The organism is Bartonella rochalimae ATCC BAA-1498 (genome assembly GCF_000706645.1).
In the GTDB taxonomy this organism is placed as follows: Bacteria; Pseudomonadota; Alphaproteobacteria; order Rhizobiales; family Rhizobiaceae; genus Bartonella; species Bartonella rochalimae.
In genome coordinates, this window is record NZ_KL407338.1 from 144,022 (window position 1) to 170,954 (window position 26,933).

Genomic DNA, 26,933 nt, shown 5'->3' on the forward strand with positions numbered 1-26,933 from the left:
AAGAACTTTTTTGCTATAGGCATGGCAAAAAAAGAATGTATTTGAGATTATGATACTTAATTTATCTGAAATATATATTTAGTTTTATATTTTAAAAATTTTTGTTATTTAAATTTCGCATGCCATTAAAAAAAATGAACTTATAATTACTAAAATTTTAATATGATGATATATATATATAAAGTTATATTTTTCTTTATGTCATTTAAATTGGGGAAATGAATTAATTTCTTTATTCATTGTTTATTCACATAAAATAACTTATAAAAAATCTATGATGGGAAAAATTTTCTTTTTTGCGATATTCATAGGCCTTATCGGTTTAGATTTTGTTTTAGCAGCTGATTGTATTGAAGTAGGAAAAAAAGTTGCTATGCAACAAAAAGGGACACTAACTCGTTCAACACCGAGTATTCAAGGTGGCAAAAATATGTGTGTGGTTGTGATTGTTGTTCCTGCGCATAATGGGGATAAATCACGACGTGTTGAGGTTGTTATTGCTGCCGATTAACTTTTTTCAGGTGTAGTGATGCGTATTTTGATTGTTGAAGATGATCGCGATCTTAATCATCAATTAGCAAAAGCAATAAAAGATGCTGGATATGTTTTTGATAGCGCTTTTAATGGTGAATACGCTTATTTTTTAGGAAGCACAGAGTCTTATGATGCTGTAATTCTTGATATCGGTTTGTCAGGTATGGATGGAATTCAAGTCGTTAAAAAATGGCGTAAAGAGGGATATTCTATGCCTGTTTTAATGTTAACAGTATGTGATCGTTGGTCTGATAAGGTACGTGGTATTGATGCCGGTGCTGATGATTATGTTGTTAAGCCATTCCATTTAGAGGAAGTAATGGCACGGTTGCGTGCTTTAATTCGCCGCTCGACGGGACATGCAACAAATACGTTATCTTGTGGGGAGGTGTTATTAGATACTAAAACTTCTCGTGTTTTTATTGATGGACAGTTAATTAAATTAACATCATATGAATTTCGGCTTCTTTCTTATCTTATGCATCATAGTGATAAAGTAGTTTCAAAGACAGAGCTTATTGAGCATCTTTATGATCAGGATTTTGATAAAGATTCGAATACAATTGAAGTGTTTGTAAGGCGGTTGCGTAAAAAACTTGGGGTAGATTCGATTGAGACTGTTCGTGGACTAGGCTATAGAATAAAAATGTTAGGTGATAAATGAGGGCTTTGAAGAATAATAATCGGTTGAAACGGTTATTTTTTTTTGTTGGAAAATCTCTCAGTCTGCGTGTTATGATTTTATCAACATTATGGGCTATTATTTCACTTTCATTTATTTCAGCAGTCAGCATTTTATTCTATCAGCGTTCAAGTGAACAAAGTTTGGATCGTATTCTTTCTTCTCAGCTTTATAGTCTGATTACAGCTGTAACTGTCACACCTGAAGGATATTTGAGAGGGAATCCTAGATTTGGTGATATTCGTTATTCAGATCCAACGTCTGGATGGTATTGGGAGGTATTGCCTGTATCATCTAATCTATATGGAAGATTGGTATCACAATCATTAGGAACTAAAGAAATTTTTTCACCGAGCATTGTTGATATTCCTTTTAATAGTGAATTTTTTCGTTCTTATCGAATAAAGGGTATAGATGGGGAAAACCTAAAAGTTATTGAAAGTGATGTTATTCTTGATAATCAGAATCGTGTTGCTCGTTTTCGCCTTATTGGAAATATTGATGAAGTGCATGGACAGGTAAAAGAATTTGAACAGACTTTACAAATTTTTCTGTGGAGTTTTGGTATAGGGAGTGTTCTTATCAATTTGACTCTTATTTTTTTTAGTTTGCAGCCATTAAGACGAATTCAACAAACATTGAATGATATTCGTACGGGAAAGACTGATTATATAAGTATGGATTTATTAAGTGAAGTTATGCCATTGGCACAAGAAATGAATGCTCTTATTGATAATAATCAACGTATTATTGAAAGATTTCGAACTCAGGTTGGTAATCTTGCTCATTCATTAAAGACACCTTTATCAGTTATCATTAATGAAGTTGATGGCATGACAGGGGAAGCAGCCCTTTTATTGCGCGAGCAAGCTAAAATAATGCATGCACAAATTAATCATTATTTACGACGTGCGCGGATTGCAGCACAGCGCGATAGTATTATTTCTCATACGTCTGTTTGGGAAACACTTAATCGTTTGATTAGGGTCATAAAAAAACTCAATCCTGATAAACATATTCAATTTACTATGGATGTTGATGATATTATTTTTTCTGGTGAAAAAGAAGATCTAGAGGAAATTGTGGGTAATTTGCTTGAGAACGCTGCTCAGTGGTCTCGCACTAAAATCTTAATCTGTTGTTCTTTAGAAGAAAGTTTTGAAGAAATAGCATTCTTTAGTATTGTTATTGAAGATGATGGTCCTGGTTTGACAGAAGAGCAAATTGATAAAGCTTTAAAAAGAGGTCAACGTTTTGATGAAAGTAAGCCAGGAACAGGATTGGGATTAGCAATTGTCTCAGATATGGTTAGTGAATATGGTGGAAGCTTTTCTTTGTCGCGTTCTAAACTGGGTGGATTATATACAAAAATTGTATTACCAAGGTGATAAATATGTTTTCTTTTTCTTGGTGTCTATACCAAAGATAATATCTGTAATAAAAAGCGATATTTTGTATACAGCTTAAGGTAGTAAGTAAAAATATTTTCGTACCTTAATTGTTATATTTATATGTCATGGAGGATATAAATGAAAATTTTGTTTTTATGGTTTTATAGATGTCAGAAAAATTGATGATGAGTTTTATGGTGTCATGATGCAGAAAGTCTTTTTATCATTAATTGGTATGTTGATTGTCAGTTTATCGGGGTGTAGTCATACGTTGAAATTAGATACAAAGGATCTCAATGTAGAAGAAGTTCATTTTGATAAGATTAATAGCATGGGGACTGGTCTCCTTGGATCTTCTTTTACGCTATTATCTATGGATGATCGTTATAAAGTTTTGCAAGCAGAATATAATGCGCTAGAATATGCTGGTGCTGGAAAAAAAGTAAGCTGGGTATCTAAAAAAAGAGGTATTTTTGGTGAAGTAAGTGCAGGGCAATTTTATCAGGTTGGTTCACAAAATTGTCGTCAGTATAGTCACTCTTTTACTCTTAATAGTGTATCTGAAATAGTTTATGGTAGTGCATGCCGCAATGCTGATGGAAGTTGGGTGCCTCTTATATAAGTGCCACAATAAAAGCATGAAGGAAATTGGTTGTAGTTTTTTGATTTCCACATAGGTGTTAAAGTGATATGCTATTATCAGTCTTGGTTGCATTTTTTTTAATTTTTTTAACAATTATTCTTTTTTTGTTTTTTTATTGTGGAACAAAACAAAAGAAAATGTCTTCTTTCAACCTTGATCAAACTCAAAACTGTGAGAGTGAAACTAATTTTCAACGTTGTACTTTTGATGCAGGAGGTGTGCGAAGACTTTATAAATATTCAAAAAGTTTTTGCGCACTTATGGTGCTAAGTGTTCTATTTATTTTTTTTGTAACATGGGGTGTTTATAGTCTGACGGGTAATCCAGGAGTCAAAAGTTATTTTTTTAGTGAATTGATGGAGAAAGATCCCAATACGTTAAATGAGCATGAAAAACTTATTCGTTTAGAAGTGCTTTTTTTTCGTATGCCTCATGATGGAAAGGTAGCAGATGCATTGGCAGTAGCGTATCTTGAGGCTGGTCGTTTTCAAGATGCTGTGAATACCTACTTATATGCACTTCATTTAAATGGAGAAACAGCTCCAAGGCTGTTAGGATATGGTTTAGCGTTAGTTAATTATGAAGGAGGAATAATTACGCAAGAAGCACAGGATATTTTTCAGAAGGCTGTTAATTTAGCACCAAAAGATTTTTATCCTCATTTACTTTTAGCAAGTGCTTTTCATCAATCAGGTCAATCTTCTCAAGCGGTTCAGCTTTTACAAAACTTCCTTAATCAGACACCTAAGAATATTAAAGGAAGATCACGTATTGAAGAAATGATTATTCAGTTGCGTAGTGTTTCTGATGAGCAAGATTTAGATTAATTTATAATTGCATAATTGGGTGAATTTGTTCAGAAATAGACAAAATACTTATAATCAGTTTTACTTATATAAAAGAATGTGCAAAACTCTTTCAGTACACAATAGGGCATGTATACAATACACATTAATGAAAATATTTTTCATGAGTAGGCCATGAACAGTGCACCTTTAAAGGATTCTTTTTCACTTGAGCTTGTTTTGAAGACGCAAAAAAAAAATAGACTACTTATGGTTTTATCATGTCTTTTTATTATAGCAATTGTTACCGGTTTCATGTTGTATATGATCCGTAATACAGTCAATTTTTTTCGAATGCCATCTGAAATTACAAGAGAAGATATTTTAACGGGTCGTTCCTTACGTTTAGGTGGTTTTGTTGAAAAAGGAACTGTTGAATACAGTGGAAATATGCAAGTTACCTTTTTTGTAACTGATAATCTAAAACATGAAAAGGTTATTTTTACTGGTATATTACCGGATCTTTTTCGCGAAGGACAAGGCGTTATTGTGGAAGGATATTTCAATAAACAAAGAATTTTTATAGGTACGCGTATTTTGGCAAAACATGATGAGACTTATATGTCTAAAGAAATGGCTGATCGCGTAAATAAATGTCAGAATATGAAGGGACAATTCGATTGTGCTCGTTGAATTGGGTCATCTTTTTTTAGCGGCAGCATTGGCAGTTAGTTTGTTGCAGGCATTTTTACCAACTTTTGGGGTTTTACAAAAAAAGCGTTTATTGATGCAATTAGCAGTACCGCTAACATATATCATTTTTATATTATTGCTCTTATCTTTTTTGATTATTGTTTACGCTTATATTGTATCTGATTTTTCTGTTCTTAATGTTGTTGAGAATTCTCATTCAGAAAAGCCAATGCTTTATAAAATCGTTGGTGTGTGGGGTAACCATGAAGGATCAATGTTATTATGGGTTTTGCTTTTAGCCTTTTTTAGTACATTGATTGCATTATTTTCTCCACAATTACAAGAACAGTTTAAAGCATTAGTTTTAAGTTGCCAAAGTTGGATCATAAGTGCTTTTCTTTTGTTTATTCTCTTTATGTCTAATCCATTTGTACGTGTTCATTCACCGGTATTGCAGGGAAATGATCTTAATCCTGTGTTACAGGATATTTCTTTAGCAATTCATCCCCCACTTCTTTATTTGGGCTATGTTGGTTTTTCGGTTTGTTTTTCTTTTGCAATAGCTGCATTGATTATAGGATATATTAATAAGATTTGGGCTTGTTGGATACGACCATGGGTTTTGCTTGCATGGATTTTTTTGACAATTGGCATTACCGTTGGGTCTTATTGGGCTTACTATGAATTAGGTTGGGGTGGTTACTGGTTTTGGGATTCAGTTGAAAATGTTTCATTAATGCCTTGGCTTTCGGGAACTGCTCTTTTACATTCGGTGATTGTTTTTGAAAAACGAAACTTATTGAGAAGCTGGACCTTATTTTTAGCTATTCTTACGTTTTCTCTTTCTCTTATGGGAACTTTTCTTGTTCGTTCAGGTCTTTTGATGTCTGTGCATAGTTTTGCTGTTGATCCAGCACGTGGGAAGGCAATTCTTGCTATTTTGTTTTTTTTCACGGGAGGAGCTTTTCTTCTTTTTGTTATACGGATGCCTATTTTGAAAACAGGGGGACTTTTTCATCCAATTTCGCGTGAAGGTTTTATTATTTTAAATAATTTACTTCTTACAACAGCAACAGCCACAGTTTTAATTGGTACACTCTACCCTTATTTTTTCGAGGCATTAACAGGGCAAAAAATCTCTGTGGGTGCTCTTTTTTTTAATCTTACATTTGGATCTTTAATGATAGTACTTTTGTTATTTGTTCCATTTGGCACGATGATGGCTTGGAAACGTAGCGATTTTTTTGCAGTTTTTGAGCGATTGTGGTGTGTTTTTGCACTGGCTTGTGTAGCGTGTTTTATAACATTTTATGTAGATTCTTTACGTGATATTTTTGCTGCTTTAGGGATTGGATTAGCAGTTTTTGTTTTTTTGGGTGGTTTGGCTGATCTTTGGAACAAAAGTGGTTATCATAAGGTGTCTTTTAGGGTTCGGGTTAAGAGATTTTTAGGATTACCATTATCTGTTTTTGGTGCAGCGTTGGCCCATATGGGATTAGGAGTTACATTATTCGGCATTATTTGGGTTGCAACTTTTGGGCAAGAACGTATTTTAATTATGCAAGTAGGAGAGACAGTTACGATAGCTGATAAGACTATTCGTTTTGATGAAGTTCATAATATTGCAGGTTCGAATTATTCAGCGATACAATTCGATTTTAAAATATACGAGAATAAAAATGTGATAAGTAATGTGACAGCATCGAAACGTTTTTATTCAAGCCAAAATAGATCGACGACGGAAGTTGGTATTCAAAATCATGGCTTTTCTCAGTTTTATATTGCTCCTGGTCGTATAAATGATCAAGGGCTTGTCGTGCATATATGGTGGAAACCGTATGTGATATGTATTTGGTTTGGTGCGTTCATGATGGCGATAGGAGGAGGCTTTTCTCTTTTAAATCATTGGATGCGTGTAGGTTGGGTGCAATCGATTATAAAGGGATCAAGATGAGGAAGCTTTTCTTTTGGATTTTTACATTCTTTATTCTCATTTTTTCTATGCAATTAGTGGGAGCGGTAGAGCCAGATGAGATTTTAATGGATCCAATACTCGAAGGGCGCGCGCGTGATATTTCATCCTATTTGCGTTGTCCAGTTTGTCAAAATCAAACAATTGATGATTCAAATTCCTCCTTAGCACGTGATTTACGTCTTTTAGTTCGTGAGCGCTTGAAAGCAGGTGATAATAATCAGCAGGTTATTGATTTTCTTGTTGAACAATATGGTGAATTTATTTTACTAACACCCCCATTTAATAAAACAACATGGTTTTTATGGTTATCACCTCTGATCATCATTATTATTGGTGTAAGTTTCATTTTATTTCGAATAAGGTGGGCAAGCAGAAAAACACCCATTTCTTTTGATGCTCATTAATAGAAGCGATTCATAATATTGTTGAAATTAAAATGGATATTATATGGATAAAGAAAAGTGAGGGATTTAAACGGATAGTTTAGATTTATTTCATCTGAATGTTATTTATCATCAACTTTACAAAACTTTAATAATTTAGACAGAAAACAGTAATATTTACTGTTTTATTGTTAATTACAGTATGGTTAAAATATTACTGAGTAGGAGCATAAAAATGATCAGATCAAATTTTCGTATGATGTTAACAGCAGTAAGTTGTTCTGTATTTTTAGCAAGTACGATGTTTTTTACCGGATCAAGCTTTTGGGTGACAAATACCTATGCGAATCCTGTATTTGTTCCTTCAGTACAACAACAAGGATTTGCAGATGTTGTATCTAAAGTAAAAGCAGCTGTTGTTTCTGTGCAAGTGAAGAGTAATGCTAAGAAAGAAGAGCGTTTCTTTAGTAATTTTTTTAGCAGTCCAGGGATTGATCAGTTGCCAGATCAACATCCTTTGAAAAGATTTTTTAAAGATTTTTATAATCATGCTCTTCCTAATAATAAGCCTTTGAATCGTTCGCGTAAATTTCGTCCTATTGCCTTTGGATCTGGCTTTTTTACCTCTTCTGATGGTTATATTGTTACCAATCATCACGTCATTGCGGAGGGAACGAGCTATGCTGTCATTCTCGATGACGGTACAGAACTTGAGGCAAAACTTATTGGAGCAGATCCCCGAACTGATCTTGCGGTATTAAAAGTAAATGATAAACGGAAGTTTCCATACGTTGATTTTGCAGATGATTCGACAATCCATGTGGGAGATTGGGTAGTGGCTGTCGGGAATCCATTTGGCCTTGGTGGAACTGTAACAGCGGGTATAGTTTCTGCGCGTGGACGTGATATTGGTGCTGGTGTTTATGACGATTTTATTCAGATTGATGCTGCTGTTAATCGTGGTAATTCTGGGGGGCCAACGTTTAATCTTAATGGACAAGTTGTTGGAATTAATACAGCAATTTATTCTCCCTCTGGTGGGAATGTTGGGATTGCTTTTGCTATTCCTTCAGCAACAGCAAAACAGGTTGTGAAACAACTTATGGAAAAAGGTTCTGTTCAGCGAGGTTGGATCGGTGTGCAAATTCAGGCTGTTACAAAAGAAATTTCTGATTCAATTGGTCTCAAAGAATCTAAAGGTGCTTTAATTACTGATCCGCTCAAAGGGCCAGCAGCAAAGGCTGGCGTTAAAGCAGGGGATGTAATTATTGCAGTTAATGGCGAAAAAATTAATGATGCACGTGATCTAGCAAAGCGTATTGCAAATACTAAGCCTGGAGAAACTGTTACTTTAGGAATTTGGAGATCGGGTAAAGAGGAAAGTATTAAGGTTAAGCTTGATTCCATGCCAGCAGATGAGGGACAGCGAGAAAAAGGAAAATATTCAAGTGAACATGGTAATTCAGATGAAACGTTAGAAGATTATGGTTTGATTGTAGCTCCTTCTGATGATGGTGTAGGATTGGTTGTAACGGATGTGGACTCAGATGCAGATGCAGCTGATAGGGGAGTACGTCCTGGTGATGTCATCGTAACGGTTAATAATAGGCCTGTCAAAAAAGCATCTGATATTACTGATGCAATCAAAGATGCAAAAAAACTAGGGAGAAATGCGATATTGTTACAAGTGCGAACAAATGATCAGAATCGTTTTATTGCCCTTCCAATTCTAAAAAAATAACATTTATAAGAAGTGAAACAGAAACTGACTAAGGTTTCTGTTTCATCAATCATTGAATAAAATAATGGAGATGCGTTTATGAAGATACTCATTATCGAAGATGATCGTGAGACAGGGCGTTATCTCGAGAAAGCCTTTTTGGAGGCAGGACATACAGCTGACATTGCTTATGATGGAGATACGGGGTATACTTTTGCTGAGACGGTAAATTATGATGTGATGGTTATTGATCGCATGCTTCCATATCGTGACGGTCTTTCTATTGTTACTGAGTTGCGTGCAAAAGGCATCGAAACACCAGTTCTTATTCTTTCTGCTTTAGGTCAGGTTGATGATCGTGTAACTGGTTTGCGTGCGGGTGGAGATGATTATCTGACAAAACCCTTTGCTTTTTCTGAACTGCTTGCGCGTGTTGAAGTTTTACGAAGGCGAAAAAATCCGAAGGAAGCAGAAACTGTTTATTGTGTTGGCGATCTCGAACTTGATCGATTAGCACATATAGTGAAGCGTGGTGACAAGAACATTATATTGCAACCGCGTGAATTTCGTTTACTGGAGTATTTAATGCGATACTCTGGACAGGTCGTTACTCGTACGATGCTTTTAGAAAATGTTTGGGATTACCATTTTGATCCGCAAACAAATGTTATTGATGTTCATATATCTCGTTTAAGAGCAAAGATTGAAAAAGATTTTGATGTTCCCCTTTTGCATACAGTTCGTGGAGCAGGATATATGCTAAAGGCACCAGAAAAGAAAATATGAACCGTTTAATCAACATGATGCGTACGACTGCAGTGAGGCTTTCTGCGCTTTATATTTTGCTTTTTGGATTAGTTGCGGCGGGACTTTCTCTTTATATGACAGCATTCGCTATTTCATTACTGACAGACCAAACGGAACAAGCTTTACGTGAAGAATTAAGGTATATCGAGAGTGCTTATAATTATGGTGGGCTGCCTATATTAATGCGTACTATTGATTATCGTTCACGTCAACCAGGGGCTTTTCTTTATCTTGTCACTGATCCAACGGGTCGTATTTTGGCAGGGAATGTTGCGCACATAGAACCTGGGATTCTTCAATCTAATGGCTTTCTTTCTCATTCTTTTTTGTATTCACGCTTTGGAGAAAATGGCCAGATAAATGAACAAAATAAACATCGTGCTTTAGCGGCTATTATTGATTTACCCAATGCTATGAAACTTCTTGTTGGGCGAGATTTAGATGAACCGGAACGTTTTGTAACAGTTATTCGTAAAGCCGTTATGATTGCTCTTGCAGCAATGGTTGGAGGTGCTTTGTTAATATGGTTTTTTATTGGTCGGCGCGCATTACAAAGGATTGATCGTGTAACAGCTGCATCACAGCGTTTGATGAATGGTGATTTTAGTGGGCGCTTACCCGTTTCTGGAGCCGGTGATGAGTTTGATCGATTGTCAGTTAATCTTAACGTTATGTTAGATCGTATTGAAGAATTAAATACTGGTTTGCGTCAGGTGTCAGATAATATTGCTCATGATCTTAAGACACCACTAACTCGTCTCAGAAATCGTGCCGAAGAAGCACTTGTAGGAAAGAAAACAGAGTTTGAATATCGGCAGGCTCTGGATGATGTTATTGCTGAATCAGATTATCTTATTCGTACTTTTAGTGCTATTTTAATGATTTCACGTATTGAAGCAGGTAGCTCAATTGAGAATCTTGAAATAACGAATATAAAATTGATTCTTGAAAATGCGGTTGAATTTTATGAACCTTTTGCTGAAGAAGCTGGTGTTTCGCTTCGATTGGGACATACTTTTGATAAAGAGCTCAAGCTGAATCGTGAACTTATTACACAATCAATTTTAAATCTTATTGATAACGCAATCAAATATGCATCTATAGGTGAAAAAAAGGCAGAGGTTTCTTTGTCAATGGAGGATGATGGAGGACGTTTGCGCGTTGTAGTTAGTGATAATGGTCCAGGAATAGCAGAAGATAAACGTGAAAAAGTGATAGAACGGTTTGTTCGTCTTGAAGAAAGCCGCACACAACCTGGTTTTGGTATTGGTTTAAGTATAACAAAAGCTGTTATGAAACTTCATGGGGGCGAATTGTTACTTGAAAACGCAAATCCAGGATTGAAAGCTGTTTTATTATTTCCTTAATATTGTTATTGCTTGTTTATTTTATAGATATTGCCTTTTTCTAATTTTGTTATGCAATAAAATAGAATGAAAACTAAAATGCTTTCTTGATGGAATGCAGATGAAGACAGCTTTTTTAAAAACACGGCTTTTTCCTTTACGTCCTCTTGATGAGAGTGGTTCACAATGGTTGAAAGATATTGAAGAACAAGCAAGAAAAGAAAATTTAGAACCATTGGTTTCCTATATTGTAGGTGGAGGAGAGCAAGTTGATTTTATCTGCGCAGTCATGACTTTATCTCCTTTTTTACGTGGAGTTTTGATTGCAAATCCCTCTTATCTTAGTCCTTTATTGACTACAGATATAGAAACAAGGCTCAGTGAAATTGTAGAAGATATTGCTGCCGTTGATAGAGCTGAAATGATTCATGAAACTTCATTAATGGCGGCTTTAAGGTGCAAGAAAAGAGAAGCGCACACTCTGATTGCTTTAGCTGATTTAAGTCGTGTTTTTACTTATGAGGTTTCTTGCGCATGGCTGACACGTCTTGGTGAAGCAGCATTAGGTGCAGCTTTACGTTTTCTTTTGAGGGAAGCTCATGATTGTGGAAAAATACGTTTAGCTAATCGTGATATACCAGAGAAAGATTGTGGTTTAATTGTTTTAGGGATGGGGAAATTTGGCGCTGAAGAACTTAATTATTCCTCTGACATTGATCTGATTATTTTAATTGATGAAATGTCATCTCATGTGGGAGATTCCTATGAAAGTGTTGATATATTTTCAAAAATGGTGCGCCGATTAATCCGTATCATTCAAGAGCGTACTGCCGAAGGATATGTTTTTCGGCTCGATTTGCGACTCCGACCAGATCCAGGTTCAACACCTTTGGCGTTACCTATTAGAGCTGCTCTGCGTTATTATGAAGGGCATGGTCAAAATTGGGAACGTGCAGCTATGATTAAAGCACGTCCAGTAGCGGGCGACATTGATGCAGGTTTTAATTTTCTTAAAGAACTTTCTCCTTATGTATGGCGCAAATATTTAGACTATGCAGCTATTGCTGATATTCATTCTATTAAACGCCAAATCCATGCTTATAAAAATTATGGGCAAATTGCTGTTTATGGTCATAATATCAAATTGGGACGAGGGGGTATTCGTGAAATTGAATTTTTCGTGCAAACACAACAGTTAATTGCTGGAGGACGCTTACCTCAATTACGTGGACGTAAAACAGTTGAAATGTTAGCAGAGCTTTGCAATCTTGGTTGGATCGGAGAGGAAATTAAAGATAGCCTTATAAAAAGCTATGCTTTTTTACGTAATGTTGAACACTGTATTCAAATGATTGCAGATGAACAAACGCATGTTTTGCCAGAAGAAGTTACGCGATTTACGAGCGTTGCGTATTTGATGGGATATCAAGAGAGTCACTGTTTTATTCGTGATTTGTTAGAAACACTTCTGATAGTGGAAGAACATTATGCTGCGTTGTTTGAGCACGAGCAAGAACTTGGCTTGGAAATGGGTAACTTGGTTTTCACAGGTGAGGAGGATGACCCTGAAACACTTATTACATTAAGTCGTTTAGGTTTTAAAAGGGCAAGCGATATTTGTCGTATTATGCGTACGTTGCATTGTGGGCGTTATAGGGCCACTCAATCTGCTGAAGCGCGTGAAAGATTAACAGAGCTTACACCAGCACTTTTAAAGGCTTTTGGTGCGACCAAAAGAGCAGATGAGGCAATGTTGCGTTTTGATAGTTTTTTGCAAGGCTTGCCTTCAGGGATACAGCTTTTTAGCTTATTGCAGTCAAATCCGCCCCTTTTAGATATGTTGGTTTGTATTATGGGTGCTGCACCACGGCTTGCCGAGATTATTACACGTACACCACACGTTTTTGATGGGATGCTGGATCCTAAAATTTTTTCAGAATTGCCAACAAAAGATTATTTAGAAAATCGTTTGCAATATTTTCTTGAAGGTGTCACTTCTTATGAAGAAATTCTTGATCATCTAAGGATTTTTGCTGGTGAACAGCGTTTTTTGATTGGTATTCGGCTTTTGAATGGTACAATTAATGGAGATAGAGCAGGTTTTGCTTTTACTGCGCTCGCTGATCTCATGATTGCAAAAACGCTTACTGCTGTTCAAGAAGAATTTTTTCGTCATCATGGCCATATCAAAGGGGGACGTATTGGCATATTGGGTATGGGTAAGCTGGGAAGCTGTGAATTAACAGCAGGATCAGATGTCGATCTTATTTTACTGTATGAGCATGACGAAAATGTAGAAATGTCTGATGGAGAAAAGCCACTCTATGTTTCTCAATATTATACCCGTTTAACACAACGTTTTGTTTCTGCTTTATCTACTTCTACAAATCAAGGAGTTCTTTATACTGTTGATTTAAGACTACGGCCATTGGGCAATAAAGGGCCTATAGCTGTTCCCTTTCAGGTTTTTAGAAAATATCAACGCCAGGAAGCTTGGATATGGGAACATCTTGCCTTAACCCGTGCAAGGGGTATAGCTGGAGATGCTGATTTTTTGCAAAAATTGGAAAATGAAGTAAGGGAAATTATTGCACTTCCTTGTGATAAAAAAAAGGTTGCAAAAGAAGTGCTTGAAATGCGTGCTTTAATTGAAAAAGAAAAACCACCGGCAAATCGATGGGATTTAAAAACTCTACCTGGTGGTATTATGGATCTTGAATTTATTGCTCAATTTGCTCTTATAACTCATGTCATTGATTTTCAAATTGGAGCGACTACAGCTGATATTCTTTCTCGTTTACCACTCGATTTTCTAAGTCAATCATTGATTGCTGATTTACATTACGCTTATTGTCTTTATAACAATTTAAGTCAGATTATACGTCTTTGCTTAAATGAGGCTCTTAATCCTGATGATATGCCACCTGGGTTGAGCGATCTTTTGCTACGTAGTATTGGCGAGCCTGATTTGCCACGTGTTGAAAAATTAATTGAAGAAATAGGACAATCAGTGCGTACAATTTTTACACAAGTTATGGGACGCTAGATAGAATGTTTCTTAAGTAAAATCATACGTTGATTTTTTAGTATACAAATGAATGTATGTTAAAATAAACTATGAATATTATACTATGCTTTATTTTTTTGATTAATAAACTCAGAAAAGCTTTTTTGATTGTCAATCAATAAAGCAGGTGAGTTTATTACACGGATAAGCTTCCTTTTAAGCAATTATTTTCTACTCACAGAAAGTGATCACTAATAATATTTTTATAATTTATTTCTCTGTTCAATTTAATATATGCATCATTTTATATGTAAAATTTTAGCTCAAAGAGTTATAGTATTACACGTATGGTGAGAATTGATACAATACAAGAAATAAGTAAGCTATGCTGAAGATATATAATCGTTGTATATTTTATGATGACTATGTACCTTACACATTATAGAGATTCATGCAAAATAGAGATTCATGCAAATGTTGAAAGAGGCAAATTTTCAGGGATCTCTTCTATATCCTATTGTGATGCAAAAAAAGTTAAAATAAGACTATAGATGTAGACGTGTTATGCGTGTTTAAATTGCTTCAGAAGAAAATAGATCTGTAATAAGGAGAAAAGGGAGAAAAAGTAAATTTTATCAAATTATATGCTGTTATAGTATTTATTTTTCTGAGAAGTATGCTCAATATATTAAATATGTTTATCATTTTAACGTACAATACTTTTAAGTATAATAAGTAAGATTATGATTTTCTTTTTACTTATTGCATCCGTATTTATCTGCAATAAGATTGAGATGAGGTTTAGTGCCCTTACTAAAGTAGAGAAGTTTATCTTTCATTATAAGTTAATGACAAACTTTATTCCTAGGATTAAATATTTGGGTTTACATTAGATTTTCATACGAGAAGTTTAGAGTTCATTGGAATAAGGTCATTTTTTATGGGTGAAGATTTAATTTGTAGGAGATTCCTATGAATTTAAAGATGTCACAAAGTATAATGGAAAAGCGTAAAAACAAGAGTAGGCAAGATACGATTATTGTGACGGCAAGAAAGACATCTATAGGGAGTCTTTTGGTAGCTAAATCTCATAAGGGTATTTGTTATATTGCTTTAGGTGATTCAACTGAACAATTATTACAGGAATTAGGAACGCGTTTTACCAATATAAAATACAATATTAATGATAATGTGTTGAATCAAGAAATAGCATGTATTGTAGCGATGGTTGAAACTCCTAAGTTGGTAAAACATCACAATTTACTATTCGATATCAATGGCACAGTTTTTCAAAAAAAAATTTGGACTGCATTATGTGAAATACGATGTGGAGAAACAATTTCTTATAAAGAGTTAGCGCAAAGTATTGGTATGCCAAAAGCGTACCGTGCTGTTGCTAATGCATGTGCATGTAATGAATTGGCATTAGTGATCCCCTGCCATCGTGTAATCCGAAAGAATGGTGCTCTTTCTGGTTATCGTTGGGGTATTCAGCGCAAACAAATTTTGCTACAACGTGAACGATATTAAAGATTTAATTTTGTTGAATTGGCATTATAATCGTTACAATTGTGCCTTTTCCTTCTTTAGAAGTGATTTCTAGTTTTCCTTTATGTAGTTCTAATAAAGAACGAGATATAGCTAGTCCAAGACCTGAACCAGGGTGGGTTTTGGTAAATTGATTTTCAACTTGTTCAAAAGGTTGTCCAAGTTTTTTGATTGCTTCTTGGGGAATACCAACACCTGTATCTTTAATACTAAAGATAAGGTTGTTATTTTTCTGGAAAGCACGGATATCAATGCTGCCACCAGAAGGTGTGAATTTAACAGCATTTGAGATAAGATTAAGAAAAATTTGTTTCATAGCGCGACAATCAACATCAGCATGAAGTTTTTGTTCAATATTTGTTGTAAGAGAAATCTTTTTCGCTTGTGCTTGTGGCGTTAGTGTACGAATTGTTTCACTGATGATTGGCTCAAGGTTGATATTTTTACGGTCAAGGGTAAATCTTCCAGCTTCGATTTTTGACATATCAAGAATATCATTGATAAGAGTAAGAAGATGGGTTCCTGAATTATGAATATCGTGCATATATTCTTTATAGCGTTGTGAACCGAGAGGACCAAAGGTAGATTGTAACATGATTTCTGAAAAACCAAGAATAGCATTAAGAGGAGTACGCAATTCATGGGATATATTGGCTAAAAATTCTGATTTAGCTTTGTTAGCACTTTCGGCTCGCTCTTTTTCTTCTTGCAGGCTTTTATTAAGCTTTTCAACTTCTGTAGCACGTTGTTGAGCATTGCCTCGAGCACGTTTCAGCTCTTGAATGAATGAAAAAAGTCGTCTTTCACTATCTTCAAATTTTTCTTGTTGTTGTTTAAGTTCAGAGATATCAGTGCCAACACAAACAAGCCCTCCATCTTGTGTGCGTCTTTCATTAATTTTAAGCCAGTAGCCATTTGCAGTTTGACGAATACTCGTTAAGTTACCAGATTCATCTATCTTAAGAGGATATTCACTGATAGCAGGACGTGACATGGCTTCAACAGTTGCACGTTCAATTCCTGATTGTAGCATTTGTTTAGGGATAGCAGCATATTCACAAAATTTGCTGTTAGACATAACTAGACGTCCTTCTGAATCCCATAAGACAAAAGATTCAGAAATATTTTCAATCGCATCACGGATACGAAGGTCAGCTTGTGCAGTTTGTTCAGCAAATTGATGTTGTTCACTAATATCAAAGGAAATACCAACTAAGTGAGGTTCTTCTTCATCGGTTACTTCGGCGCGAATGCGCATCCATACATAATGACCTTCAGCGTGACGCATAGGTACATTAATATCGATATGTTTTTTTTTACTCTCCATTAATTCTTGAGCGAGTTCAAAAAAATTTGCATCTTTTGGATCAATGATAGCAGTAATTTGAGAAATTGATAGGAGTGCATTTTGAGGTTCATAGCCAAGCATTTCATACATTGCTCGTGACCAATAAACCCGTCCACTCGCCATATTCCAATCCCATAATCCACAACGTCCCCGCATCATAGCTATATCAATGCGATTTTGAATTTTTTCTGAAATCAAATCTGTATTACGTGCTCGTGTGACTTGATTATAATAGGCATAGAGAAGAACTAAAATAATACTCACTGTTCCTATCAGTAAAGTTATATTTAATGAGAACTTTTTTTCCCATTCCGTATAGATATGTTTTTTTGTTGCACTAATGAATACTCCATATTGGCCACTGTCTGTTTGGCTGAATGAAGCGAGAGCAGGTTCTTGTTCTATTGTAATTGGTATGATGCCAGTGTTTTTTTTGAGAGGCCATGAAATGATATTCCCAGAAATAAAATCCTGTAAAGACTCCCCTGAAATTATTTCTGAATTAGACGAAGCTAGTATATTTCCATTGCGATCAAGGATAGCTATCATAGGATTGATATGAGTAGAGCTGTGATGATGAAAGGTTATTAGAATATTTTGTAAATGATTAGGAGAAAGAGAGGCTACTTTTTTTTGCTGAGTAAAAGCCAGTAAATCATGATCGATTTTATTTACTATAGAGGAAGATAAAAGAGAAAGTATGGAACGCGCATTCTTATCAATTGTATGGCGCCAGTCATAAAGTGACGCAAAGCGTATTGTTGCTAACACAATCAAAGATATAATAATGGCGAATGGAATAGAACGTCGCAACCAAGGTTCGATAAAGAGGAGTTTTTGGTAAATTGAATTAGAAATACGTGTTACTCCTACCCTGCGATTTGAAGCGCTTGGTTTTGAATCAGAATGCATTCTTGTGGCCGCGTTATACACGTCCAATTTAGCCATTTCTGGGATCCTCTAATCATGAATAATGTAACTAGAAAACTGTTTTGGTACTCATAACAATTCAGTAAGCCTAATGAATCAAAACAAGAGTCTTCTGTCTAGTCTTTTTTTAAAAAAAAGAATAATTTTACTCTGATGAGTATAAATTATGAAAATTAAAAGAACTTTAATATTACCTATAAATAGGCTAAAATAGCTATTTATAGGCTTATTGTTATGAGAGCTGCAGAAGAACTAAATTTGATTAATTAATAGAGCAATATTACAATAATTTAATTATAAATATTTTTATTTTAAGCAAGTGTACGATTGATGATATCTGTTACATCGCTTGATAATTTTTCTGCTGCTGCAATTGTTTTTAATGCAGATTCGAGTTTTTTCTGTCGAATAGGTTCCAATTGTCTCCAAGAGCGCATAATTGTTAATAACCGTGAAGCAAGTTGTGAATTTTTAGGGTCAATTTCTAAAATAGTTTGGCATAGAAAATGATAAGATGCTCCATCAATCCTGTTAAAACCTGTTTGGTTCCCAGAAGCAAAAGTGCCAATCAAAGCACGTACTCTATTAGGATTATCTTGTGAAAAAAGCGGATGTTTTGTGAGTTTTTGAACGCAGTCAAGTGTTGATGCTCCTGCAACCATTGCTTGAATTGCAAACCATTTATCCATGACTAAAGGATTATGATAATATCGATTTTCAAAATCATTTAAAGCATTTTGTGCTTGTTTGCTTGTGTTAAAGCGTTGTACTAAAATCGTTATGCTGGCAATGCGATCTGTCATATTATCAGATGTGGCATATTGTGTGGCAGCGCGCTCTGGATTAGCTTCAGCAATAGAGAGATAGTCTAAGATGATATTGCGTAATGCTCTTTTTCCAGTTTGCTCAGCATTTGGTGAATAAGATTCTTGTACCTGCATTTGTACGTAGAATTCTGTGAAAAGTTCTTGATGGGTGTGTGCAATAGAAGCTAAAAATTGATTACGTACATAGTGTATTCGATCTGGATCAACATTTTGACCGATTGTATGTGCAAGTTCACTTTCGCTTGGTAAATTTAAACAAAATGCTCGAAATTCCGGTTCTAGGTTTTCATCTTTGATGATGGTTTTAATCAGCTCTAGTAAATTAGAGGGCATGGTTGCTTTTTCAGCTGTTTTATCTTGAATGACTTGAATAAGAGCTTGGGTTATGAGAATATTCAGTGACTGCCAACGATTGACTTGATTGCTATCATTTTGAGCAAGAAAAATCAGTTCGTTTTCGTTAAATGGAGTTTGTAAAATAATGGGAGCAGAAAAATCTCGTAGGAGTGATAAAATAGGTTTATTAGGTAGTCCTTTTAATTGAAAGGTTTGAGATTCCTTAGAAAGCAACATAATATCTGATTGAATAGTTGTATCACTTTCGTAGATGAGTGATTGTCCCTCACTTCCTAATAGACCAAAGGCAATAGGGATCAGCATGGGTTTTTTATTATTTTGTTGTGGCGTTGGTGGAATATGTTGCTGTGCATGAATTGTTAAAGTACCTTCATTATAATGGCTATCAATTTTCACATGAGGAGTACCTGCTTGTTCGTACCATAGCATAAATTGTGAGAAATCTTGATCCGATACTTCAGCAAAACAAGCGATAAAATCTTCAATAGTACACGCTTGTTCATCATGGCGTTGAAAATAGAGATCCATACCTTTACGAAAGAGCACAGGACCTAAGATAGTCCGTATCATACGCACTACTTCTGCACCTTTTTCATAGATAGTTGTAGTATAAAAATTATTGATTTGACTATATTGACGAGGACGTACAGGATGAGAAAGAGGACCAGCGTCTTCAGGAAATTGTGTAGCTTTCAACATTTTTATGTTTTCAATCCTTTGCAGACTGCGTATATTTTGATCTGCAGAAAATTCCTGATCACGGTAGACAGTTAATCCCTCTTTTAAACAAAGTTGAAACCAGTCACGACAGGTAATACGATTACCAGTCCAATTGTGAAAATATTCATGTGCAATGATACGTTCAATATTTCTATAGTCTTTGTCTGTTGCTGTTTCAGGATCTGCAAGGATATATTTATCATTAAAGATGTTAAGACCTTTGTTTTCCATTGCGCCCATATTGAAATCAGAGACAGCAACAATATTAAAAACATCTAGATCATATTCACGGCCAAAACATTGTTCATCCCAACGCATGGAACGTTTGAGGGCATCCATGGCATAGGTTGCTTGTTTAGCTTTACCTTTTTCTACATAGATACCAAGTTTAACAGGCCGTCCAGATGCTGTGATAAAATGATCTTCAAGTTGGTCAAGATTTCCACCAACTAAAGCAAAAAGATAAGATGGTTTTGGATAAGGATCCTCCCAAACAGCAAAATGCCGATTATTTTCAAGGATGCCTGTTTCAATGAGATTACCATTAGAAAGCAAGATTGGAATCGTCTGAGAATCTGCTGTAATTTTTACTGAATAGGTAGAAAGAATATCAGGACGGTCATAAAAATAAGTTATGCGACGAAAACCTTCTGCTTCGCATTGTGTGCAATAAACACCGTTTGAAAGATAAAGTCCCATAAGTTGACGATTACTTTCGGGGTTTAATTCTGTCACTATTTGTAATATGAAAGAAGTTGCAGGAGGAGCAATAATTTCTAGGTTCGAAGGAGTGCTTTTATAAGCATTTTTAGCTAATTCTTCGCCATTGATAGCAACAGAAATTAATGTCAGTTCGTCACCAGAAAGTACGAGAGGTGTTAATTCTTTTGTATGTTGACGCGGTTCAATAGACAATGTCGCTTTAACGACAGTTTTTGTTGGATTCAGACAAAAATTAAGTTGTGTTTTAGGTATAGCATAGGGTGTTGGTTGGTAATCTTCTAAATGATAAACAGGAATTGTTTCTTGCTGCATAATTGTTTCCCTTGCTATATTTGGAGAGTATAATTTGTTGAAAGGCTGCTTATTGCTTAAGAAAAGGCAGAATTTAAAAATGACTAAAGATTATTTAAACGGTTTTTTACTTCTAAAAAGTCCATCCATGTAAGCTTTTTTTGACTAGGCGTCCTTAAAAGATAAGCGGGATGAAAAGTTGGCATAACAGGGATTTGAAGATCTTCATTTTCATAAGTAAGCCATTTTCCTCTTATTCGAATAATGCCACTCTGAATTCCCGTAAAGAATTGTGCGGCAGTGCTTCCTAGTGCTATAAGAATACGAGGCTTGGCTAATAAAATTTGACGTTCAATAAAAGGGCGACATAATGTAACTTCGCGTGGTGTTGGTGTGCGGTTTCCTGGTGGACGCCAGGGAATAGTATTTGCTATGTAAACATTTTGTCTTGAGAGACCAATTGATGCGAGTATTTTGTTGAGTAGTATGCCTGCTTTTCCTACAAATGGAATTCCTTGTATATCTTCTTCTCGTCCTGGAGCTTCACCTATGAGCATAAGAGGACTTCCTGCTGTTCCATCAGAAAAACAGGTATTTTTGGCTGTTAGTTTTAATGAGCAACCATTAAAAGAAAGAAGGGCGGATTTCAACTCATCAAGAGTTTGAGCACTTTTTGCTATCTCTACAGCTGAGAGTACAGGTTGTGTTTTGTCTGGATTATCAGGTGCAAGAGTATGCGATTTTATGGTTGGAGATATTTTTTTATAATAGGGGATATCGTGTGCTTGGTTTAATTGCGGTTCTAAAGAGGCAGCTTGATTAAAGTGATCAATAGGAACGTCAGTAAGCGCAGCATCAACACCACTTTCTTTGTAGAAGCTGAGTAGATCTTCATTGGAGATTACATCTTTATTTTTTTCTGACATTTTGCTTTTTGCTTTATACTGATCTATCAATCAATAAACTAAGAAGAATTATTCTTCAAGATTTATAATATGTTTATTGTAAATAGAAGTTCAGTATACTCTCAGAAAATGGAATGGTATTAGATTTTTAATGATCCTTTTTACAATGCTTTAGAAGCAATGTGTAAGTGTACGCTTTAGCATTTTTTATGGCTTCAATCATCGATTGTTTTAATGCTAGATTTGCAGCAATAGCACTTGAAAGGATGCAACCTGTTCCACGCATCGTTCCTTTTAAACGCGGAGAGGAAATATTTATAATTTCAGTTTTATTAATTAAGCTGTCTGTTGCAAAATTACCTTCGGTATGTCCGCCTTTTATTAATATATGGCGTGGACCAAATGAAAGAAGTCTTTGTGCTTGGTGGATTGCTTCTTCATGATTAGAAGCCAAAGGGCTTTTACTGAGAAGAGAAAGCTCTGCCATATTGGGTGTTAAAAGATCAATATGAGGAAGCAGTTTATTGAGCATAATATCTGTGATTGTTTCTGTGGTAAGCTGCCCCCCTGATGAGGCGATGAGTACAGGATCAAGAATGGTTGGAATATGATGATAATCTTTTAAGATATCACAGATTCCTTCTATAATTGCTTGGGTTCCTGTCATACCGATTTTGATTGCATGTATTGAGTTATTTTTAAGGGCAATACGCATTTGTGCAGAAATAGTTTCTTTACTCATGGGTACAATTTCAGCAACATGGTTGTTATCTTGTACGTTGACAGCTGTGATTGCTAAACTTGCTTTTGTTTGAAAATGTGTTGCTGTTTCTATATCACGAGCAATACCGGCTCCTCCTGTTGGATCGGTACCTGCAACAATAAGTATAGAAGGCATTAGCGCCATGCTTGAGTCACCTTTATCCACTGTTGGACACGTTCTTCGGGCTTTTTATTTAAAATAATATCAGTGACAACAGCAGCGCTATTTGCTCCAATTTTTAAAATACTTATTGCGCGTTCTGGTGTTAAACCACCAATACCTATTAAAGGCAAAGAACCAATTTTCTTTCTCCATTGCTTGATTTTTTCTAGTCCTTGTGGAGCCCATTTCATTTTTTTTAAAATTGTTGGATAAATGGGACCAAGTGCAATATATTCGGGAGAGATAGATAAACTGATATCTAGTTCGTGTTCATCATGAGTGCTAAGACCAAATTTTATACCACTTTTACGGATTGCCAAAATGTCAGCACTTTTTAAATCTTCTTGTCCAAGGTGAATAAAATCACATTTTTCGTCAATGGCTATTTTCCAATAATCGTTAATGACTAATTGGACTTTAAATTTATCACATATATTCTTTGCTCGTTTTATATGTTGAATGATTGTTTCTGTATCTTTATCTTTTATGCGTAGTTGTATCAGCTTAATTCCAAAGGGAACTAAACGTTCAACCCAATCTGCACTATCAACAATGGGATAAAATGGGTCAAGTTTCATGAGAATATTGCTTTGCCGATAACTGGTGTTGAAGGCACTGCTACATTGCGTGCTTTAAGGAGTCCTGCTTTGTAACCGATATGTCCTGCTATAATAGCTTTAGAAAATGCTTCAGCCATTAATACAGGATCACCCGCTTTAGCAACAGCTGTATTGAGGAGTACTGCATCATAGCCAAGTTCCATAGCAATGGCAGCATGCGATGGACGTCCAATGCCAGCATCGATAACAAGAGTAAGATCAGGAAGATACGCACGGATAGAACGTAATCCATCAGTATCACGAGGACCTTTAGCAGATCCAATAGGCGCACACCAAGGCATAATGACACGGCAGCCAACTTCAAAGAGTTTTTCAGCAACAATAAGATCATCTGTTGTATAGGCAAAAATTTGAAAGCCTTCATTATTTAAAATTTGTGCTGCTTCAACTAAAGAAAAAACATTTGGCTGTAATGTATCTGAATTACCAATAACTTCCAGTTTAATCCAAGGTGTTTTAAAGAGATCTCGTGATAATTGAGCTGTTGTGACAGCTTCCTTAACAGTATAACAGCCGGCAGTATTGGGAAGTACAGTTATGTCAAGTTCTTTAAGAAATTGCCAAAATTGTCCACTCTGTTTTCCCCCTGCAGTTTCTCGGCGTAATGAAATTGTTACAATTTCTGTACCAGATTTATGAATAGCTTTACGGAGAACTTCTAGTGAGGGATATTGAGCTGTACCTAACAAAAGGCGGGAAGAAAATTCACGTCCATAAAAATTCAACATCGTTTTAGCCTCCTTGCATTGGGCTTAGAATTTCAATTCTATCTCCTTCATGCAAAACAAATTGGCTTCGTTCATCAAGAGAAACAACTTCAGAATTAACAGCCGTTGCTAGCCAATTACCTTCATAACCTAATTCATCAAGAAGTAAATTAAGATAGGTTGCTTTTGTTTCAATTATTTCACCGTTAACAGATATTTTCATGCTTTATTCCAACGCTAATTTTACCCCTTGTTTTGCCATTTCTGGAGATAAAAGAAAACCATGTCTATAAAATCCATTAATAAAGATATGATTATCATGTTTATGAACATAAGGTAAATTATTAGGATAGCAGGGACGAACGCCAACGCCGGATTCAATAATTTCTGCTTCAGCAAAGGCAGGATGGAGAGTATAAGCTGCGTTGAGAAATTCCATCATTGATCTTGCCGAGATAGCACCACTAAAGTCACTTTCAATCATTGTTGCTCCAATCATAAAGATATTATTTGGTCTAGGGACTACATAGAGTGGAATACGTGGGTGGAGAAGACGAATGGGACGAGAAATTTTAATATCTGTGCTGCGCACTAGAAGCATCTCACCGCGAACTCCTCGTATATTTTTATCTTTTCCTAAACGTGCTATTCCTGTTGCATCAATGATAGTATTAAAATTCTCTTCGGATATTCCTATATCAACAAAACAGGCTCCATTTTTTATAAGAATTTCTTTTAAAGTGATCAGTGCTTTGCGTGGATCAATGTGTGCTTCAGTTTCATAAAAAAGTGCACGGTTAAAACGTCCAGCAAGATCGGGTTCAATATGTGTTATTTCTGTATTATCTATGATTTTATGATTATTTGTACGCATTGAAAATCGTTCGAGCTCTGCTATATCTCGCGTAGGAGCAACGACCAAAGTACCTTTTTGTTCTACAATATTAGGAAGTGTTTCTTTCCACCATTGCATAGCTTGTATACCAAGATCTTCGATAATTTGTTCAGAACTTTCTTTTTCACAGTGAGGTGCTAACATACCTCCTGCATACCAGCTTGCAGTTCCTATAGGAGAATGGGGAGGCGCAGATACAGTGATAGGGATACCTTTTTGTTGTAGCATAAAAGCAACTGTTAAGCCCCCTACACCTGCGCCTTTGATAAGAATATTTTTCAATTGTTTGCTTTCTCTTTTCTAGAGTGAGCATTTTCTATGTAGAGATCACCGCTTTTTTTATATTTTTCAGCCATAGCAATCATACCTTCTTCTTTTCTTTTTGTTGCTGCATCACGGATATCATGGGAAATACGAATTGAACAGAATTTAGGTCCACACATAGAGCAAAAATGCACTAATTTATGGGCCTCTTTAGGCATTGTTTCATCGTGAAAGGAGCATGCGGTATCTGGATCAAGGGAAAGATTAAATTGATCACGCCACCGAAAATCAAATCGTGCACGTGAGAGGGCATTATCGCGTAATTGCACTCCAGGCAAGCCTTTAGCAAGATCAGCAGCATGAGCTGCGATTTTATAAGTAATCACCCCGGTTTTTACATCATTTTTATCTGGTAGTCCTAGATGTTCTTTAGGTGTTACATAGCAAAGCATGGCAGTACCAAACCAACCAATCATAGCGGCACCAATAGCCGATGTGATATGGTCATATCCAGGAGCAATGTCAGTTGTAAGAGGGCCTAAAGTATAAAAGGGTGCTTCGTGGCAGAGGGTTAGTTGTTTTTCCATATTTTCTTTAATTTTATGCATTGGTACATGACCAGGTCCTTCAATCATAACCTGTACATCTTTTTCCCATGCAACTTTTGTTAGTTCTCCCAAAGTTTCAAGTTCAGCAAATTGGGCTTCATCGTTTGCATCCGCAAGAGAGCCTGGACGCAATCCATCTCCTAATGAAAGAGAGACATCATACATGCGTGCAATGTCACAAATTTCATCGAAATGTTCATATAAAAAATTTTCTTTATGGTGATGCAGACACCACTTAGCCATAATAGAACCACCTCGTGAAACAATACCTGTTACGCGATTAATCGTTAAGGGGATGAAGGGCAATCTTAATCCTGCGTGAATAGTAAAATAATCAACACCCTGTTCTGCTTGTTCAATTAAGGTATCGCGAAAAACATCCCATGTTAAATTTTCAGCAATACCATGTACTTTTTCAAGCGCTTGATAAATTGGGACAGTCCCAATAGGAACAGGAGAATTGCGAATAATCCATTCACGAATATTATGAATATTACGACCTGTTGAAAGATCCATAACTGTATCTGCGCCCCAACGAATGGCCCAAACCATCTTTTCAACTTCTTCTGCCATGGATGAAGTAACTGCTGAATTACCAATATTAGCATTAATTTTAACACGAAAATTACGACCAATAATCATTGGTTCGCATTCTGGATGATTGATATTGTGAGGAATAATAGCTCGTCCGCAGGCAATTTCATTGCGAACAAATTCTGCAGTATAGATTTCTGGTATTGATGCGCCGAATGTTTCTCCCGATATTTTTTTTTGATCTTTTGCTACCAAACCTTCATTTTCACGTATAGCAACATATTCCATTTCTGCAGTAATAATACCTGCACGTGCATAAGCCATTTGTGTGACTGCTTTATTATTTTTTGCGCGAAAAACGGGACGAGTTTGTTCAAAAGTTGGTGCAAGATTTTTATCATGAGTAAAACCATTATCTGCAGGTTGAATTAATCGTGCTGGATAGGATTCAATGTCAGAACGCTCAGATAGCCAGGGTGTGCTAATGGCAGGTAATCCTTTTGTAATATCAATAGTCGCATTTTCATCGGTATAAGGACCTGAAGTATCATAAATCGTCAAAGTTTCTTCATGACTATTATCTGTCAGAGAAATTTCACGGAATGGTACGTGTACATTAGGAAAGAGAAGGCTCTGTCGATAAATTTTGCGTGACGCAGGGAAAGGAGAAAAACTAATTGATGGAGTGTTTTTTTGCACAAACTTTTTCCTTATAGATTCGTAGTGAAAAAATGCCTTGCAAGGTTATTAGGAATGCGTTCAGCT

General features: G+C 35.7%; 22 protein-coding genes. 13 read left to right on the forward strand and 9 right to left on the reverse strand.

Going from position 1 to position 26,933, the window contains the following annotated elements; genetic code table 11:
- Positions 1 to 274 precede the first annotated feature (274 nt).
- From O99_RS05365 to O99_RS05425, 13 genes are all read left to right on the forward strand, one after another.
- The gene (locus O99_RS05365) at positions 275 to 511 is read left to right on the forward strand and encodes a hypothetical protein (RefSeq protein ID WP_035007020.1); all 237 of its coding nucleotides are present in this window, start codon (positions 275 to 277) and stop codon (positions 509 to 511) included.
- A gap of 18 nt (positions 512 to 529) precedes the next feature.
- Positions 530 to 1,198 carry a response regulator transcription factor gene (locus tag O99_RS05370; protein WP_035007022.1) on the forward strand — a complete coding sequence of 223 codons (669 nt, stop codon included), beginning with the start codon at positions 530 to 532 and terminating at the stop codon, positions 1,196 to 1,198.
- On the forward strand, positions 1,195 to 2,604 hold the full coding sequence (locus O99_RS05375) for an ATP-binding protein (protein WP_035007024.1): 1,410 nt from the start codon (positions 1,195 to 1,197) through the stop codon (positions 2,602 to 2,604). The genes O99_RS05370 and O99_RS05375 overlap by 4 nt, the downstream gene beginning before the upstream one ends.
- 205 nt (positions 2,605 to 2,809) lie before the next feature.
- Positions 2,810 to 3,229, forward strand: a complete 420-nt coding sequence (locus tag O99_RS05380) for a hypothetical protein (RefSeq protein WP_035007026.1) — start codon at positions 2,810 to 2,812, stop codon at positions 3,227 to 3,229.
- Between the two features lie 158 nt (positions 3,230 to 3,387).
- Positions 3,388 to 4,077, forward strand: a complete 690-nt coding sequence (locus tag O99_RS05385) for a tetratricopeptide repeat protein (protein ID WP_371326051.1) — start codon at positions 3,388 to 3,390, stop codon at positions 4,075 to 4,077.
- Between the two features lie 153 nt (positions 4,078 to 4,230).
- Positions 4,231 to 4,728 (forward strand): cytochrome c maturation protein CcmE, encoded by a 498-nt coding sequence (gene ccmE, locus O99_RS05390; RefSeq protein WP_035007030.1) that lies wholly within the window; start codon positions 4,231 to 4,233, stop codon positions 4,726 to 4,728.
- Complete coding sequence (locus O99_RS05395) at positions 4,718 to 6,682, forward strand: heme lyase CcmF/NrfE family subunit (protein ID WP_035007032.1); 1,965 nt, start codon at positions 4,718 to 4,720, stop codon at positions 6,680 to 6,682. Before ccmE ends, O99_RS05395 begins: the two co-directional genes overlap by 11 nt.
- A complete protein-coding gene (locus O99_RS05400; protein ID WP_035007034.1) occupies positions 6,679 to 7,107 on the forward strand; it encodes a cytochrome c-type biogenesis protein in 429 nt (142 codons plus the stop codon). The genes O99_RS05395 and O99_RS05400 overlap by 4 nt, the downstream gene beginning before the upstream one ends.
- A 214-nt stretch (positions 7,108 to 7,321) precedes the next feature.
- Complete coding sequence (locus tag O99_RS05405) at positions 7,322 to 8,827, forward strand: Do family serine endopeptidase (protein ID WP_035007035.1); 1,506 nt, start codon at positions 7,322 to 7,324, stop codon at positions 8,825 to 8,827.
- A gap of 78 nt (positions 8,828 to 8,905) precedes the next feature.
- Positions 8,906 to 9,592, forward strand: coding sequence for a response regulator transcription factor (locus O99_RS05410; protein WP_035007037.1), 687 nt, complete (start codon positions 8,906 to 8,908; stop codon positions 9,590 to 9,592).
- Positions 9,589 to 10,980: a sensor histidine kinase gene (locus O99_RS05415; RefSeq protein WP_035007038.1), complete on the forward strand. Its 1,392-nt coding sequence runs from the start codon at positions 9,589 to 9,591 to the stop codon at positions 10,978 to 10,980. The genes O99_RS05410 and O99_RS05415 overlap by 4 nt, the downstream gene beginning before the upstream one ends.
- Positions 10,981 to 11,080: 100 nt before the next feature.
- Positions 11,081 to 14,005, forward strand: a complete 2,925-nt coding sequence (locus tag O99_RS05420; protein ID WP_035007040.1) for a bifunctional [glutamine synthetase] adenylyltransferase/[glutamine synthetase]-adenylyl-L-tyrosine phosphorylase — start codon at positions 11,081 to 11,083, stop codon at positions 14,003 to 14,005.
- Between the two features lie 933 nt (positions 14,006 to 14,938).
- Complete coding sequence (locus O99_RS05425) at positions 14,939 to 15,496, forward strand: methylated-DNA--[protein]-cysteine S-methyltransferase (protein WP_078692419.1); 558 nt, start codon at positions 14,939 to 14,941, stop codon at positions 15,494 to 15,496.
- 4 nt (positions 15,497 to 15,500) lie between these two features.
- On the opposite strand, the gene O99_RS05430 is transcribed toward O99_RS05425, so the two are convergent.
- The 9 genes from O99_RS05430 to thiC all read right to left on the reverse strand — a co-directional run bounded on the left by O99_RS05430 (position 15,501) and on the right by thiC (position 26,867).
- Positions 15,501 to 17,810, reverse strand: coding sequence for an ATP-binding protein (locus tag O99_RS05430; protein WP_035007041.1), 2,310 nt, complete (start codon positions 17,808 to 17,810; stop codon positions 15,501 to 15,503).
- 293 nt (positions 17,811 to 18,103) lie between these two features.
- A complete protein-coding gene (pepN, locus tag O99_RS05435; protein WP_035007042.1) occupies positions 18,104 to 20,731 on the reverse strand; it encodes an aminopeptidase N in 2,628 nt (875 codons plus the stop codon).
- An 83-nt stretch (positions 20,732 to 20,814) separates the two neighbouring features.
- A complete protein-coding gene (locus O99_RS05440; RefSeq protein ID WP_035007043.1) occupies positions 20,815 to 21,636 on the reverse strand; it encodes a uracil-DNA glycosylase in 822 nt (273 codons plus the stop codon).
- A 127-nt stretch (positions 21,637 to 21,763) separates the two neighbouring features.
- A complete protein-coding gene (locus O99_RS05445) occupies positions 21,764 to 22,522 on the reverse strand; it encodes a hydroxymethylpyrimidine/phosphomethylpyrimidine kinase (RefSeq protein ID WP_035007044.1) in 759 nt (252 codons plus the stop codon).
- Positions 22,513 to 23,118, reverse strand: coding sequence for a thiamine phosphate synthase (locus tag O99_RS05450; protein ID WP_035007045.1), 606 nt, complete (start codon positions 23,116 to 23,118; stop codon positions 22,513 to 22,515). Before O99_RS05450 ends, O99_RS05445 begins: the two co-directional genes overlap by 10 nt.
- Positions 23,115 to 23,888, reverse strand: coding sequence for a thiazole synthase (locus O99_RS05455; protein ID WP_035007047.1), 774 nt, complete (start codon positions 23,886 to 23,888; stop codon positions 23,115 to 23,117). Before O99_RS05455 ends, O99_RS05450 begins: the two co-directional genes overlap by 4 nt.
- Before the next feature lie 4 nt (positions 23,889 to 23,892).
- Positions 23,893 to 24,090 (reverse strand): sulfur carrier protein ThiS, encoded by a 198-nt coding sequence (thiS, locus tag O99_RS05460; RefSeq protein ID WP_035007049.1) that lies wholly within the window; start codon positions 24,088 to 24,090, stop codon positions 23,893 to 23,895.
- 3 nt (positions 24,091 to 24,093) lie between these two features.
- Positions 24,094 to 25,044, reverse strand: a complete 951-nt coding sequence (locus tag O99_RS05465) for an FAD-dependent oxidoreductase (RefSeq protein ID WP_035007052.1) — start codon at positions 25,042 to 25,044, stop codon at positions 24,094 to 24,096.
- Positions 25,041 to 26,867 carry a phosphomethylpyrimidine synthase ThiC gene (gene thiC, locus O99_RS05470; RefSeq protein WP_035007053.1) on the reverse strand — a complete coding sequence of 609 codons (1,827 nt, stop codon included), beginning with the start codon at positions 26,865 to 26,867 and terminating at the stop codon, positions 25,041 to 25,043. The genes O99_RS05465 and thiC overlap by 4 nt, the downstream gene beginning before the upstream one ends.
- Positions 26,868 to 26,933 lie beyond the last annotated feature (66 nt).